Origin of the sequence: Vibrio japonicus (genome assembly GCF_024582835.1) — a bacterium.
GTDB lineage: Bacteria > Pseudomonadota > Gammaproteobacteria > Enterobacterales > Vibrionaceae > Vibrio > Vibrio japonicus.
Map to the genome: position 1 here is coordinate 49422 of NZ_CP102096.1, position 16343 is coordinate 65764.

Sequence of the window (16343 nt, forward strand, 5' to 3'; positions counted from 1 at the left end):
AGATTAGTCCTCTGCTGGGTTTGGGTTAGCTAGAACAGTTTCCGTTTGCTCGTTGCGGAAAGCCTCAACTTTCGCCATTACAGACTCATCATGAGTACCAATGATTTGAGCAGCTAGGATACCTGCATTTGCAGCACCAGCTTCGCCAATAGCAAGCGTGCCAACTGCGATGCCTTTAGGCATTTGAACGATTGAGAGTAAAGAGTCCATTCCTTTTAGCGCACGAGACTGAACAGGTACGCCCAGAACTGGGAGACTGGTAAATGCTGCAGCCATGCCCGGTAAATGAGCAGCGCCGCCCGCGCCAGCAATGATCACCTTTAATCCACGTTCTTTCGCACTGTTTGCATAGTCAGCAAGAAGTTGAGGTGTACGGTGGGCAGAAACAACCTTGGTTTCGTACTCAACTCCGAATTTATCCAGCATCTCTGCTGCTAACTTCATGGTAGGCCAATCCGATTTTGAACCCATGATGATACCGACTTTCATCTCAAACTCCTTAAACGCTGCACTAAATAGGTGAGGATTAGTTTGTGCGCATTATACGGGGATTTTCATGCGAAGCAAACGTTTGCGTTGGGTTTAAAATATGATGGTTACAATCTCAAAAGAAATAGCTTTAGGCAGCTTTCTGTATTATTTGTACACTTGGCAATATAAATGAGAAAGATTCAATAGGAAGAGTGTCGTGGACAACTTTAGTAAAGCGCTTAACGCTTTGAAAAATGGTGAAGTAATTGCCTATCCGACGGAAGGCGTGTTTGGTGTTGGTTGTGATCCAGATAATGCAGAGGCAATAAAAAAGCTTTTGGCACTTAAGCAAAGGCCTGTTGAGAAAGGGCTCATTCTTATTGCGGCTAACTATGAGCAGCTTCTGCCTTATATTGATGAATCCCAACTGACTCAGGCTCAGCTTGATAAAGTTCATCAGTCTTGGCCAGGACCCGTTACTTGGATTATGCCTTGCAGTGACAAAGTGTCTAGTTGGGTTTCCGGGCAGTTTGATTCAATTGCGGTACGTGTTACTGATCATCCTTTGGTACAAAAGATGTGTAATGAGTTTGGAAAGCCGTTAACCTCTACCAGCGCGAACTTAACCGGGCAACCACCGTGTATGACAACAGAGCAAGTTGAACAACAACTTGGTGATAGATTAGTGGCGATTCTGGAAGGGGAAACGGGTGGTCGAGATAAACCGAGTGAGATTCGCGATGCTAAAACGTCACAAGTATTAAGACAGGGTTAACAGGGAAAAAAATGTCAGCCATAAACAAAGAAACAGTTAAACAGTTCTTAATGGATTTGCAAGATTCGATTTGCCATCAACTAGAGCAAGTCGATGGTCAAGCAAAGTTCGTTGAAGATGCTTGGCATAGAGAGCCGGGCGAACGGCTTGGTGGCGGAGGAAGAACACGAGTCATGAAAGATGGCTCCGTGTTTGAACAAGGTGGTGTGAACTTTTCCCATGTTCAAGGTAAGCAAATGCCTGCTTCTGCAACTGCCCATCGTCCTGAGTTAGCTGGTCGCCATTTCGAAGCAATGGGTGTTTCTCTGGTTATGCATCCTAACAACCCATACGTACCAACGTCTCACGCTAACGTTCGTTTCTTTATTGCTGAGAAAGAGGGTGAAGAGCCAATCTGGTGGTTCGGCGGTGGTTTCGATTTAACTCCGTTCTATCCATTCGAAGAAGATGCTCAATTCTGGCACGATGTAGCAAAAGAAGTGTGTGCACCGTTTGGCAGCGAGGTGTATGCCGAGCACAAAGCCTGGTGTGATAAGTATTTTTATCTTCCTCACCGCGACGAAACGCGCGGTGTCGGTGGCTTGTTCTTCGATGACTTGAATCAGTGGGAATTTGACAAGTGCTTTGATTACATTAAAGCGGTAGGTGAAGGTTATACCAAAGCTTACGCTCCCATTGTTGAGCGCAGAAAAGACATCGCATATGGCGAGCGAGAAAGGCAGTTTCAGCTGTATAGACGTGGTCGATACGTAGAGTTCAACCTAGTCTTTGACCGAGGCACCTTGTTTGGTCTTCAAAGTGGTGGACGTACAGAGTCTATCTTAATGTCGATGCCTCCACTTGCCCGTTGGGAGTACAGCTATCAAGTTGAGCCAAACTCGCCAGAAGCCGAGCTATACGATCACTTCCTTAAGCCGAGAGAGTGGTAAGGCTTTTCTCCTTATATAGATAGTGATAGGGTCATTGCTTAAGCATTGACCCTTTATTTTTCTGTAGGTAAGGATATGACACAGCAAACTGATCGTTACGCCGTTTTTGGCAACCCAATAGGGCACAGTAAATCTCCCTTCATTCATACTTTATTTGCTCGCCAGACGAATCAGGCTTTAACCTATACTGCAGAGCTAGCGCCAGTTGATGGATTTGTCCCTGTGGCGAAAGAGTTTTTCGCTACGGGCGGTAAAGGCTGCAACATTACCGTACCATTCAAAGAAGAGGCTTATCAATTTGCCACTCGACTTACTGAGCGTGCTAAATTGGCGGGAGCGGTTAATACACTCAAAAAGCTCGATGATGGCGAAATCATTGGTGACAACACCGATGGTGAAGGGTTAGTGCAAGACTTGTTGCAATGCCAAGTTCCGTTGTCAGGTGCTCGCATTTTACTGATTGGCGCTGGTGGGGCTGCGCGTGGTGTGATTAAGCCTTTGCTCGACCAAAAACCAGCAGAAATCATCATTGCTAACCGAACCTTATCGAAAGCTGAACAATTGGCGGAGCTATTTTCACCGTATGGCGAGATAAAAGCGCTGCCAATGAACGAAATAAATCAAGCATTCGATGTGGTCATCAACTCAACGTCAGCAAGCTTATCAGGCGAGTTGCCTGCAATATCTCCCGTTATCTTTACTCCGCATACTAACGCGTACGACATGATGTATGGCGCGGGGAAAACGGCATTTAACCAATGGGCAACGGAGAATGGTGTTGCAGCGGCGTACGATGGTCTCGGTATGCTGGTGGGGCAAGCGGCAGAAAGTTTTATGTTGTGGCGCGGTTTAAGACCGGGTACAAAACAGATCTTACGTGAACTTAGAAAAAACTTAGAAGGCGTATAATGAATCAATCGATTCTCTTCCCCGATATCCAAAGCTGGGATGAAGAGCAACAAATCGTAACGTTTCCAGCTCAGCAATCCGGAGCCTTAATAGAATGCTTTATTCGCAAAGCTGAGCTGGAAAAAATCTCTGGTCAGAGAATAGAAGAGGAGCAGCAAGCTCTTGATGTGTTTTCCCAGTGCCGTTTTGAACTGGAAGAGCTTGCTGAAGAACTGATAGAAGAGGAAGAGTTTAACGCGCTTGGTCAGATAGAAGTCATCAGTTGATATCTTCGACCTGATGCAAATAGTCTTCTTTATTCTGTACATAGTTGTCAGCCGACTTTTGCAAAAATGCTCGCTCTTTATCAGTTAAGGGGCGAGCTTGTTTAACCGGACTCCCCACATATAAGAAGCCACTCTCTAGAGTTTTCCCTGGTGGTACTAAGCTACCTGCGCCAATCATAACTTCTTCTTCAACTACTACACCATCTAATACAATCGTACCCATCCCGACTAGTACACGGTTGTGAATTGTGCAGCCATGCAGCATCACTTTATGTCCAATGGTGACATCGTTGCCGATAATAAGAGGGTAACCATTAGGGTTTTCCGCATTCTTATGTGTGACATGCAATACGCTGCCGTCCTGAACATTACTACGCTCGCCAATATGGATATGGTTCACATCACCACGGGCTGCAACGAGTGGCCAAATACTAGAATCATCGCCAATTTTTATATCACCCACTAAAACTGAACTATTATCTATATAGACGCGCTGACCAATTTGAGGGCAAATTCCTTTGTAACTCCGTAAAGCGTTCATCTTTTCTCCTTATCTAGGGTGATTTTTGGCTAATAGACACGAGAAGAGTGCCTAAAATAGAGTGTTTTGAATAGAAAATACCCAAACGGCAAAAAAATCAAAAAAAACTGAAAAAAGGGCTTGCCAACGTGACGGCGATCTCTATAATGCCCCCTCGCTGACACGGGAAAGCTTCGAAAGAAACAACAACGAGTTAGCAGGTTAATTAGCTAAGTCGAAAGACTTAAAAAAGTTTGAAAAAAGTGGTTGACACTAAACTTTATCTCGCTAAAATAGCCGCCTCTTCCGAAGTGATGTGAGTCACAAAGAAGAATAGTTCTTTAACAATATAAACCTATCAATCTGTGTGGGCACTCGTTGATGATAATCCAATTAGAAACTTCGGTTTCAAATTAGGTTTCAATGATACGAAGTGACCATTGAATCTTCGGATTCAGCACAGTCAATTCATTATCGTTCTGTTGGAACGATAATAGCTTTAAAATTACATTAGTAGTTTTGAAGTCAGTATTCATTGAGCCGACAAAATCTTAAATTGAAGAGTTTGATCATGGCTCAGATTGAACGCTGGCGGCAGGCCTAACACATGCAAGTCGAGCGGAAACGAGTTAACTGAACCCTCGGGGGACGTTAACGGCGTCGAGCGGCGGACGGGTGAGTAATGCCTGGGAAATTGCCCTGATGTGGGGGATAACCATTGGAAACGATGGCTAATACCGCATAATAGCTTCGGCTCAAAGAGGGGGACCTTCGGGCCTCTCGCGTCAGGATATGCCCAGGTGGGATTAGCTAGTTGGTGAGGTAAGGGCTCACCAAGGCGACGATCCCTAGCTGGTCTGAGAGGATGATCAGCCACACTGGAACTGAGACACGGTCCAGACTCCTACGGGAGGCAGCAGTGGGGAATATTGCACAATGGGCGCAAGCCTGATGCAGCCATGCCGCGTGTATGAAGAAGGCCTTCGGGTTGTAAAGTACTTTCAGCAGTGAGGAAGGTAGTGTAGTTAATAGCTGCATTATTTGACGTTAGCTGCAGAAGAAGCACCGGCTAACTCCGTGCCAGCAGCCGCGGTAATACGGAGGGTGCGAGCGTTAATCGGAATTACTGGGCGTAAAGCGCATGCAGGTGGTGTGTTAAGTCAGATGTGAAAGCCCGGGGCTCAACCTCGGAATAGCATTTGAAACTGGCAGACTAGAGTACTGTAGAGGGGGGTAGAATTTCAGGTGTAGCGGTGAAATGCGTAGAGATCTGAAGGAATACCGGTGGCGAAGGCGGCCCCCTGGACAGATACTGACACTCAGATGCGAAAGCGTGGGGAGCAAACAGGATTAGATACCCTGGTAGTCCACGCCGTAAACGATGTCTACTTGGAGGTTGTGGCCTTGAGCCGTGGCTTTCGGAGCTAACGCGTTAAGTAGACCGCCTGGGGAGTACGGTCGCAAGATTAAAACTCAAATGAATTGACGGGGGCCCGCACAAGCGGTGGAGCATGTGGTTTAATTCGATGCAACGCGAAGAACCTTACCTACTCTTGACATCCAGAGAACTTTCCAGAGATGGATTGGTGCCTTCGGGAACTCTGAGACAGGTGCTGCATGGCTGTCGTCAGCTCGTGTTGTGAAATGTTGGGTTAAGTCCCGCAACGAGCGCAACCCTTATCCTTGTTTGCCAGCACTTCGGGTGGGAACTCCAGGGAGACTGCCGGTGATAAACCGGAGGAAGGTGGGGACGACGTCAAGTCATCATGGCCCTTACGAGTAGGGCTACACACGTGCTACAATGGCGCATACAGAGGGCGGCCAACTTGCGAGAGTGAGCGAATCCCAAAAAGTGCGTCGTAGTCCGGATCGGAGTCTGCAACTCGACTCCGTGAAGTCGGAATCGCTAGTAATCGTGGATCAGAATGCCACGGTGAATACGTTCCCGGGCCTTGTACACACCGCCCGTCACACCATGGGAGTGGGCTGCAAAAGAAGTAGGTAGTTTAACCTTCGGGAGGACGCTTACCACTTTGTGGTTCATGACTGGGGTGAAGTCGTAACAAGGTAGCGCTAGGGGAACCTGGCGCTGGATCACCTCCTTATACGATGATTATTGCGATGAGTGTTCACACAGATTGATGGTTTATGTAGTTTAAGAGAAAGAACATCCCCCAAGATGTTCAACTTAGTGTCCCGTTCGTCTAGAGGCCTAGGACACCGCCCTTTCACGGCGGTAACAGGGGTTCGACTCCCCTACGGGATACCATTGGGTCGTTAGCTCAGTTGGTAGAGCAGTTGACTTTTAATCAATTGGTCGCAGGTTCGAATCCTGCACGACCCACCATTCTTTCCACGAAGAATGGCTTTTGTTTCACTTTTACCAAAAGTGAAGGCAAGAGAAAACTTATGTGGGCGATTAGCTCAGTTGGGAGAGCACCTGCCTTACAAGCAGGGGGTCACTGGTTCGAGCCCGGTATCGCCCACCATTCTCTAAGTATTTTTGGATAGGATTTCCAAACCACTTCAGTAAAGCGTATGTGGTTGGAATTTTTGACGCTGAAAAAGCTTAGAAAATGGTCTTCTTCGGAAGCATCATGCTCTTTAACAATTTGGAAAGCTGACAAAACAATCTTTTAAGATTGTTTGTAAAGTTCTCAATGTTTGTCTTTATGACAAACACCAAAACAACACATTCAAGTGTTCTTGGCTTTTTGTTTTCACTTTTATAAAAAGTAAAATAAAAAGAAATTGAGTCCGGCAAAATCGAAAGCTATCTCGCTCATTCAAATAATGAGATAGCAACTTTGGTTGTTTAAACAACATCCTCAAGATTCGCTCCGCGAAACTCTTTGGGGTTGTATGGTTAAGTGACTAAGCGTACACGGTGGATGCCTTGGCAGTCAGAGGCGATGAAGGACGTATTAACTTGCGATAAGCCCAGATTAGGCAGTAAAAGCCACTTGAGTCTGGGATTTCCGAATGGGGAAACCCACGTGCATAAGCACGTATCTTGTACTGAATACATAGGTGCAAGAGGCGAACCGGGGGAACTGAAACATCTAAGTACCCCGAGGAAAAGAAATCAACCGAGATTCCGAAAGTAGCGGCGAGCGAAATTGGACTAGCCCTTAAGCTTTATATGCGTTAGACGAACGGTCTGGAAAGTCCGGCGATACAGGGTGATAGCCCCGTAGTTGACAACGCACATTCAGTGAAATCGAGTAGGGCGGGACACGTGATATCCTGTCTGAATATGGGGGGACCATCCTCCAAGGCTAAATACTACTGACTGACCGATAGTGAACCAGTACCGTGAGGGAAAGGCGAAAAGAACCCCTGTGAGGGGAGTGAAATAGAACCTGAAACCGTGTACGTACAAGCAGTAGGAGCAGGCTTTGTCCTGTGACTGCGTACCTTTTGTATAATGGGTCAGCGACTTATATTCAGTGGCAAGGTTAACCATCTAGGGGAGCCGTAGGGAAACCGAGTCTTAACTGGGCGCTCAGTCTCTGGATATAGACCCGAAACCAGGTGATCTAGCCATGGGCAGGTTGAAGGTTGAGTAACATCAACTGGAGGACCGAACCGACTAATGTTGAAAAATTAGCGGATGACTTGTGGCTAGGGGTGAAAGGCCAATCAAACCTGGAGATAGCTGGTTCTCCCCGAAAGCTATTTAGGTAGCGCCTCGGACGAATACTACTGGGGGTAGAGCACTGTTAAGGCTAGGGGGTCATCCCGACTTACCAACCCTTTGCAAACTCCGAATACCAGTAAGTACTATCCGGGAGACACACGGCGGGTGCTAACGTCCGTCGTGGAGAGGGAAACAACCCAGACCGCCAGCTAAGGTCCCAAATTATAGCTAAGTGGGAAACGATGTGGGAAGGCTTAGACAGCTAGGATGTTGGCTTAGAAGCAGCCATCATTTAAAGAAAGCGTAATAGCTCACTAGTCGAGTCGGCCTGCGCGGAAGATGTAACGGGGCTAAGCTATAAACCGAAGCTGCGGCAATGCAGTTTACTGCATTGGGTAGGGGAGCGTTCTGTAAGCCGTTGAAGGTGAGTTGTAAAGCTTGCTGGAGGTATCAGAAGTGCGAATGCTGACATGAGTAACGATAAAGGGGGTGAAAAACCCCCTCGCCGGAAGACCAAGGGTTCCTGTCCAACGTTAATCGGGGCAGGGTAAGTCGACCCCTAAGGCGAGGCTGAAAAGCGTAGTCGATGGGAAACGGGTTAATATTCCCGTACTTCTTACAATTGCGATGGGGGGACGGAGAAGGCTAGGTGGGCCTGGCGACGGTTGTCCAGGTTCAAGTGCGTAGGCTTAAGAGTTAGGTAAATCCGGCTCTTTCTAAGGCTGAGACACGACGTCGAGCACCTACGGGTGTGAAGTCATTGATGCCATGCTTCCAGGAAAAGCCTCTAAGCTTCAGATTGTAAGGAATCGTACCCCAAACCGACACAGGTGGTCGGGTAGAGAATACCAAGGCGCTTGAGAGAACTCGGGTGAAGGAACTAGGCAAAATGGTACCGTAACTTCGGGAGAAGGTACGCTCTTGACGGTGAAGTCCCTTGCGGATGGAGCTATTGAGAGTCGCAGATACCAGGTGGCTGCAACTGTTTATTAAAAACACAGCACTGTGCAAAATCGTAAGATGACGTATACGGTGTGACGCCTGCCCGGTGCCGGAAGGTTAATTGATGGGGTTAGACTTCGGTCGAAGCTCTTGATCGAAGCCCCGGTAAACGGCGGCCGTAACTATAACGGTCCTAAGGTAGCGAAATTCCTTGTCGGGTAAGTTCCGACCTGCACGAATGGCGTAATGATGGCCACGCTGTCTCCACCCGAGACTCAGTGAAATTGAAATCGCTGTGAAGATGCAGTGTACCCGCGGCTAGACGGAAAGACCCCGTGAACCTTTACTACAGCTTGGCACTGAACATTGAGCCTACATGTGTAGGATAGGTGGGAGGCTTTGAAACCGGTACGCCAGTATCGGTGGAGCCGACCTTGAAATACCACCCTTGTATGTTTGATGTTCTAACTTAGCCCCGTCATCCGGGGTGAGGACAGTGCCTGGTGGGTAGTTTGACTGGGGCGGTCTCCTCCCAAAGAGTAACGGAGGAGCACGAAGGTGGGCTAATCACGGTTGGACATCGTGAGGTTAGTGCAATGGCATAAGCCCGCTTGACTGCGAGAATGACAATTCGAGCAGGTGCGAAAGCAGGTCATAGTGATCCGGTGGTTCTGAATGGAAGGGCCATCGCTCAACGGATAAAAGGTACTCCGGGGATAACAGGCTGATACCGCCCAAGAGTTCATATCGACGGCGGTGTTTGGCACCTCGATGTCGGCTCATCACATCCTGGGGCTGAAGTCGGTCCCAAGGGTATGGCTGTTCGCCATTTAAAGTGGTACGCGAGCTGGGTTTAGAACGTCGTGAGACAGTTCGGTCCCTATCTGCCGTGGGCGTTGGAAGATTGAAGGGGGCTGCTCCTAGTACGAGAGGACCGGAGTGGACGAACCTCTGGTGTTCGGGTTGTGTCGCCAGACGCATTGCCCGGTAGCTAAGTTCGGAATCGATAACCGCTGAAAGCATCTAAGCGGGAAGCGAGCCCTGAGATGAGTCTTCCCTGACTCCTTGAGAGTCCTGAAGGGTTGTTCGAGACTAGAACGTTGATAGGCAGGGTGTGTAAGCGTTGTGAGGCGTTGAGCTAACCTGTACTAATTGCCCGTGAGGCTTAACCATACAACACCCAAAGGGTTTTGATGGACTCAAAGTAAGAACATTGAATGTGTAGAGAACACAAAACAGCTTTCCAGATTTTCTCTAGAAATAGAGAGTAAGAATTTGCTTGGCGACCATAGCGATTTGGACCCACCTGATTTCCATGCCGAACTCAGAAGTGAAACGAATTAGCGCCGATGGTAGTGTGGGGTTTCCCCATGTGAGAGTAGGACATCGCCAGGCTTTAAATACAGTTACCTGCATAAGCACGTAACCACATCACTAGTGTACTAATCTAGCGATGACAATTTGTGGAGAGATGGCTGAGTGGTTGAAAGCACCGGTCTTGAAAACCGGCATACGTTAATAGCGTATCTAGGGTTCAAATCCCTATCTCTCCGCCACATTTAAGAAAAAAGCGCTGATTTATCAGCGCTTTTTTCTTATCTGACGCATACTGAAAAACACCCAACACATAAGGGTGATACATACACATCTATTAATACCATTTACTTAATTAGCTCATCAGGTTTATCCAATCTCTCATGCATGTTTTTGCTATTTGCCTTGGATAAGGTAAAAAGCTATTCCATGCCTCACAAACCCTCTCAACAATGCCATTGAGGTATATTCGCTAAGTGATTTAAATCTAATACGCGTACTGTCGTCTGAACAGGGCGGTGCATTCTGCTTAGGGTTTGAAAGTCGGATTTTTAAGGCTATTTACGAGTCCTCATGGGAATAGTCTAATTAGATCATATTGTTAGCTAGAATACTTAAAGCCCCAGTCAAACGATTGGGGCTTTTTACGTTTAGCGTGTCGAGGTTCATGTTTTTGGGTCTAGCTTCGCCTGATTTTCAAAGTCTAGCTCTTCATCGACTACTATTAAAGTTTCGATCAAAAGACATGTTTCTTTCGGTAATTGGGGAAATCAATATTCAATATCATCAAAGCATAACTTGTTGATTGAATATTTATGCTTTTATTTTTGACTGGCTACATATCCATTAACTCTGATTGATTACCATTTATATATTGCCTATCAATTTTATAAAGTGGTCGGATCAATTTATACTTTTGGTTAATCGCATACTTATTTTATAAGGTGCTTGTATTCTGTCTGATGTCGAGTTTTTATACTATCTATGTTGCTTTTTTGTGAAATATTTGCCAAATTGCTGATCTTATAGATTGTCAGTAATTGACTGACTCGAATGGATTCACTTTTCAGACAGGGCAGAAAGCTGCCGAAGCAGTAGAGGTCTGGTTAATGTCACTTTTAGAAGTTAAAAATCTTCGTATTGAGTATCCGTCTCGCCACGGTGTGCACGCTGCAGTTAAATCTTTATCGTTCAATATTGAGCGAGGGGAAATTGTTGGTGTTGTTGGCGAATCTGGTGCGGGTAAGTCCACCGTGGGTAATGCGGTGATTGATTTATTAAGCCCTCCTGGGCAAATTGCTAGCGGCGATGTGTTTCTCGATGGTGAGAAAATCTCCGGCCTATCCCCAGAGCAGATGCGTAAGGTACGAGGTTCGAAGATCGGGTTTATTTTCCAAGACCCGATGACATCGCTAAACCCTCTGTTTACGGTTGAGCAGCAGTTAAAAGAAACCATCCATGCCAATATGGATGTGTCAGACGAAGAAGCCTATCAGCGTTCACTCGCCTTGATGAACCAAGTGGGCATTCCACAGCCAGAAAACCGTCTGAAGCAGTACCCGCATCAGTTTTCTGGGGGGATGCGTCAGCGGGTGGTGATCGCGATCGCTCTGGCGGGCGAGCCAGATTTGATCATTGCCGATGAACCGACCACCGCGCTCGATGTGTCCATTCAAGACCAAATCCTGCAACTGATCCGTGACCTGTGCATTAAGAACAATGTCGGTTGTATGTTGGTTACTCACGATATGGGTGTGGTATCCAACGTGACTGACCGTGTTGCTGTAATGTACCGTGGTGACTTAGTTGAGTTCGGCCCAACCCAAAAAGTATTGGGTACACCAGAGCATCCATACACCCACAGCTTGATTTCGGCGGTGCCGCGTTCAGATGTCAAACTCGACCGATTCCCTTTGGTGAGTTACATCGAAGAAGCGCATGAGATGGAACCGCTCGATGTGAAAAACCACTGGCTTGGACAAAGCCAAGATCAACGTAGCTACACAGGTGCTCTGTTAAACGTTGAAAGTGTAAATCTTCGTTTTACGACCAAAGATTCTCTATTTGAAAGTCGCCGTGAATATGTACAAGCATCAAATAACGTTAGTTTTGAAGTGTTTGAAGGGGAAACTTTTGGTCTAGTAGGTGAGTCTGGTTCAGGTAAATCGACGATTGCACGTGTTATCGCTGGCCTGTATCAGCCAAACTCTGGTCGTGTGACTTTTGAAGGTATTGATTTAACCGCGCTGAAGTCAGAGAAAGAACGCCGACCGATGCGTCGTCAGATGCAGATGGTGTTCCAAAACCCTTATTCTTCAATGAATCCAAGGATGAAGATCGCGGACATTATTGCTGAGCCAATTCGTTTCCATAAATTGACCAATAGCGAAGCGGAAACCAGGCAGATCGTAAATGATCTACTTGATCACGTGGGTTTGGGCAGAATGGCGGGCGTTAAGTACCCACACGAATTTTCAGGTGGTCAGCGTCAGCGTATCTCTATTGCGCGTGCGCTAGCGACTCGTCCGCGTCTACTTATCTGTGATGAGCCAACTTCTGCATTAGATGTGTCGGTGCAGGCGCAGATCCTGAACCTTCTAAAAGACTTACAAGACGAGCTGAACTTAACCATGCTGTTCATCAGTCACGATTTGCCAGTTATTCGTCAAATGTGTGACCGAGTTGGGGTGATGCAGATGGGCACGCTGCTTGAGGTCGCGCCAACCGAACAATTGTTTACGTCACCACAGCATGAATACAGCAAGCAACTGATTTCGTTAATGCCTGAATTTACAGGCTTACGAGAAGATATAAAAACGGCATAAGTCGTCACACTTTCCCAATGCTTGATTGGGCAAAATAAACACAAGCAAATACAACAACTAGGGATAAATCCCGCATAAGGAGTTATGCAATGAAAACCATGAAAAGCAAATTAGCAGTGGCTTTAATGGCAGCAGGCTTAAGCTTTAGTGCAGCTGCAGCAGATATCACCGTCGCTTACGATGCCGATCCAGTATCACTGGACCCGCATGAACAGCTCTCTGGCGGTACACTGCAAATGTCTCACATGGTGTTTGATCCGTTGGTTCGCTACACACAAAAGTTAGATTTTGAACCGCGTCTGGCTGAGAAATGGGAACGTGTGAATGACACGACTTTCCGTTTCCAACTGCGTAAAGGCGTGAAATTCCACTCGGGCAATGAGCTAACCGCTGACGATGTGGTTTGGACATTTGACCGTCTCCAAAATTCTCCAGACTTTAAAGCCATCTTCGAACCTTACGAGAAGATGGTTAAGGTAGACGACTACACGGTAGAGCTGGTTTCAAAAGGTGCATACCCACTGGTGCTACAAACGGCGACTTACATTTTCCCAATGGACAGCAAGTTCTACTCGGGCACCACGGCTGACGGTAAAGAGAAAGGCGAAGTTGTGAAGCACGGCAACTCGTTTGCTTCAACCAATGTTTCAGGTACAGGTCCATTTATCGTGACTGCGCGTGAGCAGGGCGTAAAAGTGGAGTTCGAGCGTTTCAGTGGATACTGGGACAAAAACACAGGTAACGTAGATAAGTTAACGCTTGTGCCAATCAAAGAAGACGCAACACGTGTAGCTGCACTTCTTTCTGGTGACGTAGATATGATTGCGCCAGTGGCTCCAAATGATCACCAGCGTGTAGAAAGCGCGAAAGGTGTTAATCTAGTAACGCTTCCTGGTACTCGTATCATTACGTTCCAAATGAACCAAACCAGTAATGAGGCGCTGAAAGATGTGCGCGTACGTCAAGCGATTGTTCACGCAATCAACAACGACGGTATCGTGAAGAAAATCATGAAGGGTTTCGCGACTGTTGCGGGTCAACAAGGTCCTGAAGGTTACGCAGGTTACAACGCAGACCTAGTGCCACGCTACGATCTGAAAAAAGCGAAAGAGCTGATGAAAGAAGCGGGTTACGAGAAAGGCTTTACGCTAACTATGATGGCACCAAACAACCGTTATGTGAACGACGCGAAAATCGCTCAAGCGGCGGCGGCAATGCTATCTAAGATTGGTATCAAAGTTGACCTGAAGACCATGCCTAAAGCGCAATACTGGCCAGAATTCGATAAGTGTGCAGCAGATATGCTTATGATCGGCTGGCACTCTGATACAGAAGATTCAGCGAACTTCTCTGAATTCTTAACCATGACTCGTAACGAAGAGACAGGTAAAGGTCAGTACAACTGTGGTTACTACTCGAATGCAGAAGTGGATAAGCTCGTTGAAGCGTCAAACGTAGAAACCGATCCTGCGAAACGTGCAGCTATGCTACAGCAAGTGGAAGCAACGCTGTACAACGACGCGGCATTTGTTCCTCTACACTGGCAGAACCTAGCTTGGGGTGCAAAATCGAACGTGGATATAGCGCCGATCGTCAACGCGATGGACTACCCTTACTTTGGCGACTTGGTTGTGAAATAACCTGACCCAACATGTAAAATTGGCACCCGAATACACGGGTGCCAGCTTAAATTTTTGGTGCTTAACTTTGTTTCAGTCGGGTTAGGTGCCATTTTTAAGACTGAAAAATAGGCGGGTTTTCTATCTCGCTTGTAGGCTGAAAAACTATGGAAAGTTAAGGGGCAAGGAATGTTTTCGTTTCTGGTCAAGCGCCTGTTTCAGGCACTGATAGTGATGTTTGTGATCAGTTTGGTGGCGTTTGCCATTCAGGATAATCTGGGTGACCCATTGCGTGAGCTAGTTGGTCAGTCGGTATCGGAAGCAGAGCGTCAAGCTTTGCGTGACGAACTCGGCCTGAATGATCCCTTCATTACAAAATACACTCGCTTTGTAGGCGCAGCTCTACAGGGTGATTTAGGTACATCTTATTTCTTCAAGCGTCCAGCGGTGGAAGTGATTTTAGATAAGTTAGTGGCCACACTGGAACTGGTGTTTGGTGCTACTGTCATCATAGTGGTGTTGTCGATCCCGCTCGGGGTGTACTCGGCAATTCACCCAAAAAGCATTTTGACTAAAGTGGTCATGGCATTCAGTAGTATCGGTATCTCGATACCTGTGTTCTTAACCGCGATTATGTTGATGTATGTGTTCTCGATAGAATTAGGCTGGCTACCGTCTTACGGGCGGGGAGAAACCGCCAACATACTCGGCTGGGAGTCGGGTTATTTCACACTAGACGGCTTAGCACATCTGATTCTGCCGTGTATTTCATTGGCATCCATCATGCTGCCGTTGTTTATCCGATTGGTTCGCTCTGAAATGCTCGAAGTACTAAGCTCGGAATACATCAAGTTTGCCAAGGCAAAAGGCCTGGCGCTGAACAAAATCTACTACCAACATGCACTGAAAAACACCATGCTGCCAGTTCTAACCGTAGGCGGGGTGCAAATCGGTACTATGGTGGCGTACACCATTCTTACCGAGACCGTGTTCCAGTGGCCGGGTACGGGGTTCCTTTTCCTCGAAGCGATTAACCGAGTCGATACGCCTCTGATTACCGCTTACGTGATTTTTGTTGGTTTGATTTTCGTGGTGACCAATACCATCGTCGACCTGCTGTACGGTCTGATTAACCCAACTGTGAACCTGACTGGAAAAGGAGCGTAACCATGAGCAAAGTATCGGCGGCTCCTTCTCGTTGGGAGCGTTTTAAACAATCTGATTTTCTTTATTACTTCAAGCGCGACAAAGTAGCGATGACCAGTTTTACCATCTTCATGCTGTTTCTGTTGATGGCACTGGCTGCCCCAATACTGTCGCCGACTGACCCTTATGATTTGGCATCCATTGATATTATGGATTCAGAGCTGCCACCCTCGTGGATGGAAGGCGGCGAAGAGCGTTTTGTCCTCGGCACGGATGAACAAGGGCGCGACATTCTCTCAACCATTCTCTATGGCTCGCGCCTGTCACTGACGATTGGCTTTCTTGCTGTGGGTCTGCAGCTGGTTTTAGGGATCGTGATTGGTTTGTCGGCGGGTTATTTTGGTGGTCGTATCGATAGCTTCTTGATGCGTTTTGCCGATGTTCAGCTGTCGTTCTCAACTATGATGGTGGCGATCATAGTCTCTGCGATCTTTAAAGCCAGCTTTGGCAGCGACTTTTACAGCCAATATGCGGTAGTGATGTTGGTGGTAATTATCGGTGTTGCGGAGTGGCCACAGTACGCGCGTACCATTCGTGCGTCGGTACTCGCAGAGAAGAAGAAAGAGTATGTCGAAGCGGCTCGAGTGATGGGATTTAAAGCTCCGCGCATCATGTTCCGTCACATACTGCCTAACTGTTTATCGCCAATCTTGGTTATCTCCACTGTGCAGGTAGCCAATGCGATCATGTCTGAAGCCGCACTCTCTTTCCTAGGTTTAGGTCTACCTGTGGACCAACCGTCGTTGGGTGCGTTGATCAGCATCGGTTTCAACTACATCTTCTCAGGAGCTTGGTGGATTACGGCCTTCCCTGGTATTGTGCTGGTGACTTTGGTACTGGTCATCAACTTACTTGGCGACTGGTTGCGCGACGTATTTAACCCAAAAATCTATAAAGGGTGATCTAACCCCAAGATTTGGTTGCAAA

Annotated in this window: 10 protein-coding genes, 4 tRNA genes and 3 rRNA genes; 15 read left to right on the forward strand and 2 right to left on the reverse strand. The window is 47.1% G+C overall.

The genetic code is table 11. The annotated features are described in order from the left end of the window. Nucleotides 1–3 precede the first annotated feature (3 nt). A complete protein-coding gene (gene purE, locus NP165_RS00230; RefSeq protein WP_053408069.1) occupies nt 4–489 on the reverse strand; it encodes a 5-(carboxyamino)imidazole ribonucleotide mutase in 486 nt (161 codons plus the stop codon). Between the two features lie 199 nt (nt 490–688). Between purE and tsaC the strand changes: the two genes are divergently transcribed. From tsaC to NP165_RS00250, 4 genes are all read left to right on the forward strand, one after another. Continuing rightward, nucleotides 689–1246, forward strand: a complete 558-nt coding sequence (gene tsaC / locus NP165_RS00235) for an L-threonylcarbamoyladenylate synthase type 1 TsaC (RefSeq protein WP_257084403.1) — start codon at nt 689–691, stop codon at nt 1244–1246. An 11-nt stretch (nt 1247–1257) separates the two neighbouring features. Next, a complete protein-coding gene (hemF, locus tag NP165_RS00240) occupies nt 1258–2175 on the forward strand; it encodes an oxygen-dependent coproporphyrinogen oxidase (protein ID WP_257084404.1) in 918 nt (305 codons plus the stop codon). Between the two features lie 75 nt (nt 2176–2250). Continuing rightward, complete coding sequence (gene aroE / locus NP165_RS00245) at nt 2251–3084, forward strand: shikimate dehydrogenase (protein ID WP_257084405.1); 834 nt, start codon at nt 2251–2253, stop codon at nt 3082–3084. Next, the gene (locus NP165_RS00250) at nt 3084–3350 is read left to right on the forward strand and encodes a DUF1488 family protein (protein ID WP_257084406.1); all 267 of its coding nucleotides are present in this window, start codon (nt 3084–3086) and stop codon (nt 3348–3350) included. Before aroE ends, NP165_RS00250 begins: the two co-directional genes overlap by 1 nt. Here NP165_RS00250 and NP165_RS00255 read toward each other — a convergent pair. Continuing rightward, nucleotides 3343–3891 (reverse strand): gamma carbonic anhydrase family protein, encoded by a 549-nt coding sequence (locus NP165_RS00255; RefSeq protein WP_257084407.1) that lies wholly within the window; start codon nt 3889–3891, stop codon nt 3343–3345. The genes NP165_RS00250 and NP165_RS00255 overlap by 8 nt on opposite strands. A gap of 532 nt (nt 3892–4423) precedes the next feature. On the opposite strand from NP165_RS00255, the gene NP165_RS00260 reads away from it, so the two are divergent. The 11 genes from NP165_RS00260 (at nt 4424) to NP165_RS00310 (ending at nt 16318) form a co-directional block, all read left to right on the forward strand. Then, nucleotides 4424–5975, forward strand: a 16S ribosomal RNA gene (locus NP165_RS00260). A gap of 88 nt (nt 5976–6063) precedes the next feature. Then, nucleotides 6064–6139, forward strand: a tRNA-Glu gene (locus NP165_RS00265). A gap of 2 nt (nt 6140–6141) precedes the next feature. Further along, nucleotides 6142–6217 (forward strand) — tRNA-Lys (locus NP165_RS00270). A 66-nt stretch (nt 6218–6283) separates the two neighbouring features. After that, a tRNA-Val gene (locus NP165_RS00275) sits at nt 6284–6359 on the forward strand. 375 nt (nt 6360–6734) lie between these two features. Then, nucleotides 6735–9625, forward strand: a 23S ribosomal RNA gene (locus tag NP165_RS00280). A 105-nt stretch (nt 9626–9730) separates the two neighbouring features. Continuing rightward, a 5S ribosomal RNA gene (gene rrf, locus NP165_RS00285) occupies nt 9731–9847 on the forward strand. The 16S, 23S and 5S rRNA genes sit together here with 4 tRNA genes alongside, the layout of an rRNA operon. 70 nt (nt 9848–9917) lie before the next feature. Beyond that, nucleotides 9918–10008 (forward strand) — tRNA-Ser (locus tag NP165_RS00290). An 867-nt stretch (nt 10009–10875) separates the two neighbouring features. After that, on the forward strand, nt 10876–12591 hold the full coding sequence (locus tag NP165_RS00295) for a dipeptide ABC transporter ATP-binding protein (protein WP_257084408.1): 1716 nt from the start codon (nt 10876–10878) through the stop codon (nt 12589–12591). 89 nt (nt 12592–12680) lie between these two features. After that, nucleotides 12681–14231: an ABC transporter substrate-binding protein gene (locus NP165_RS00300; RefSeq protein ID WP_257084409.1), complete on the forward strand. Its 1551-nt coding sequence runs from the start codon at nt 12681–12683 to the stop codon at nt 14229–14231. Nucleotides 14232–14399: 168 nt separating this feature from the next. Continuing rightward, the gene (locus NP165_RS00305; protein WP_257084410.1) at nt 14400–15377 is read left to right on the forward strand and encodes an ABC transporter permease; all 978 of its coding nucleotides are present in this window, start codon (nt 14400–14402) and stop codon (nt 15375–15377) included. A gap of 2 nt (nt 15378–15379) precedes the next feature. Beyond that, complete coding sequence (locus NP165_RS00310) at nt 15380–16318, forward strand: ABC transporter permease (protein ID WP_257084411.1); 939 nt, start codon at nt 15380–15382, stop codon at nt 16316–16318. Nucleotides 16319–16343: the final 25 nt, after the last annotated feature.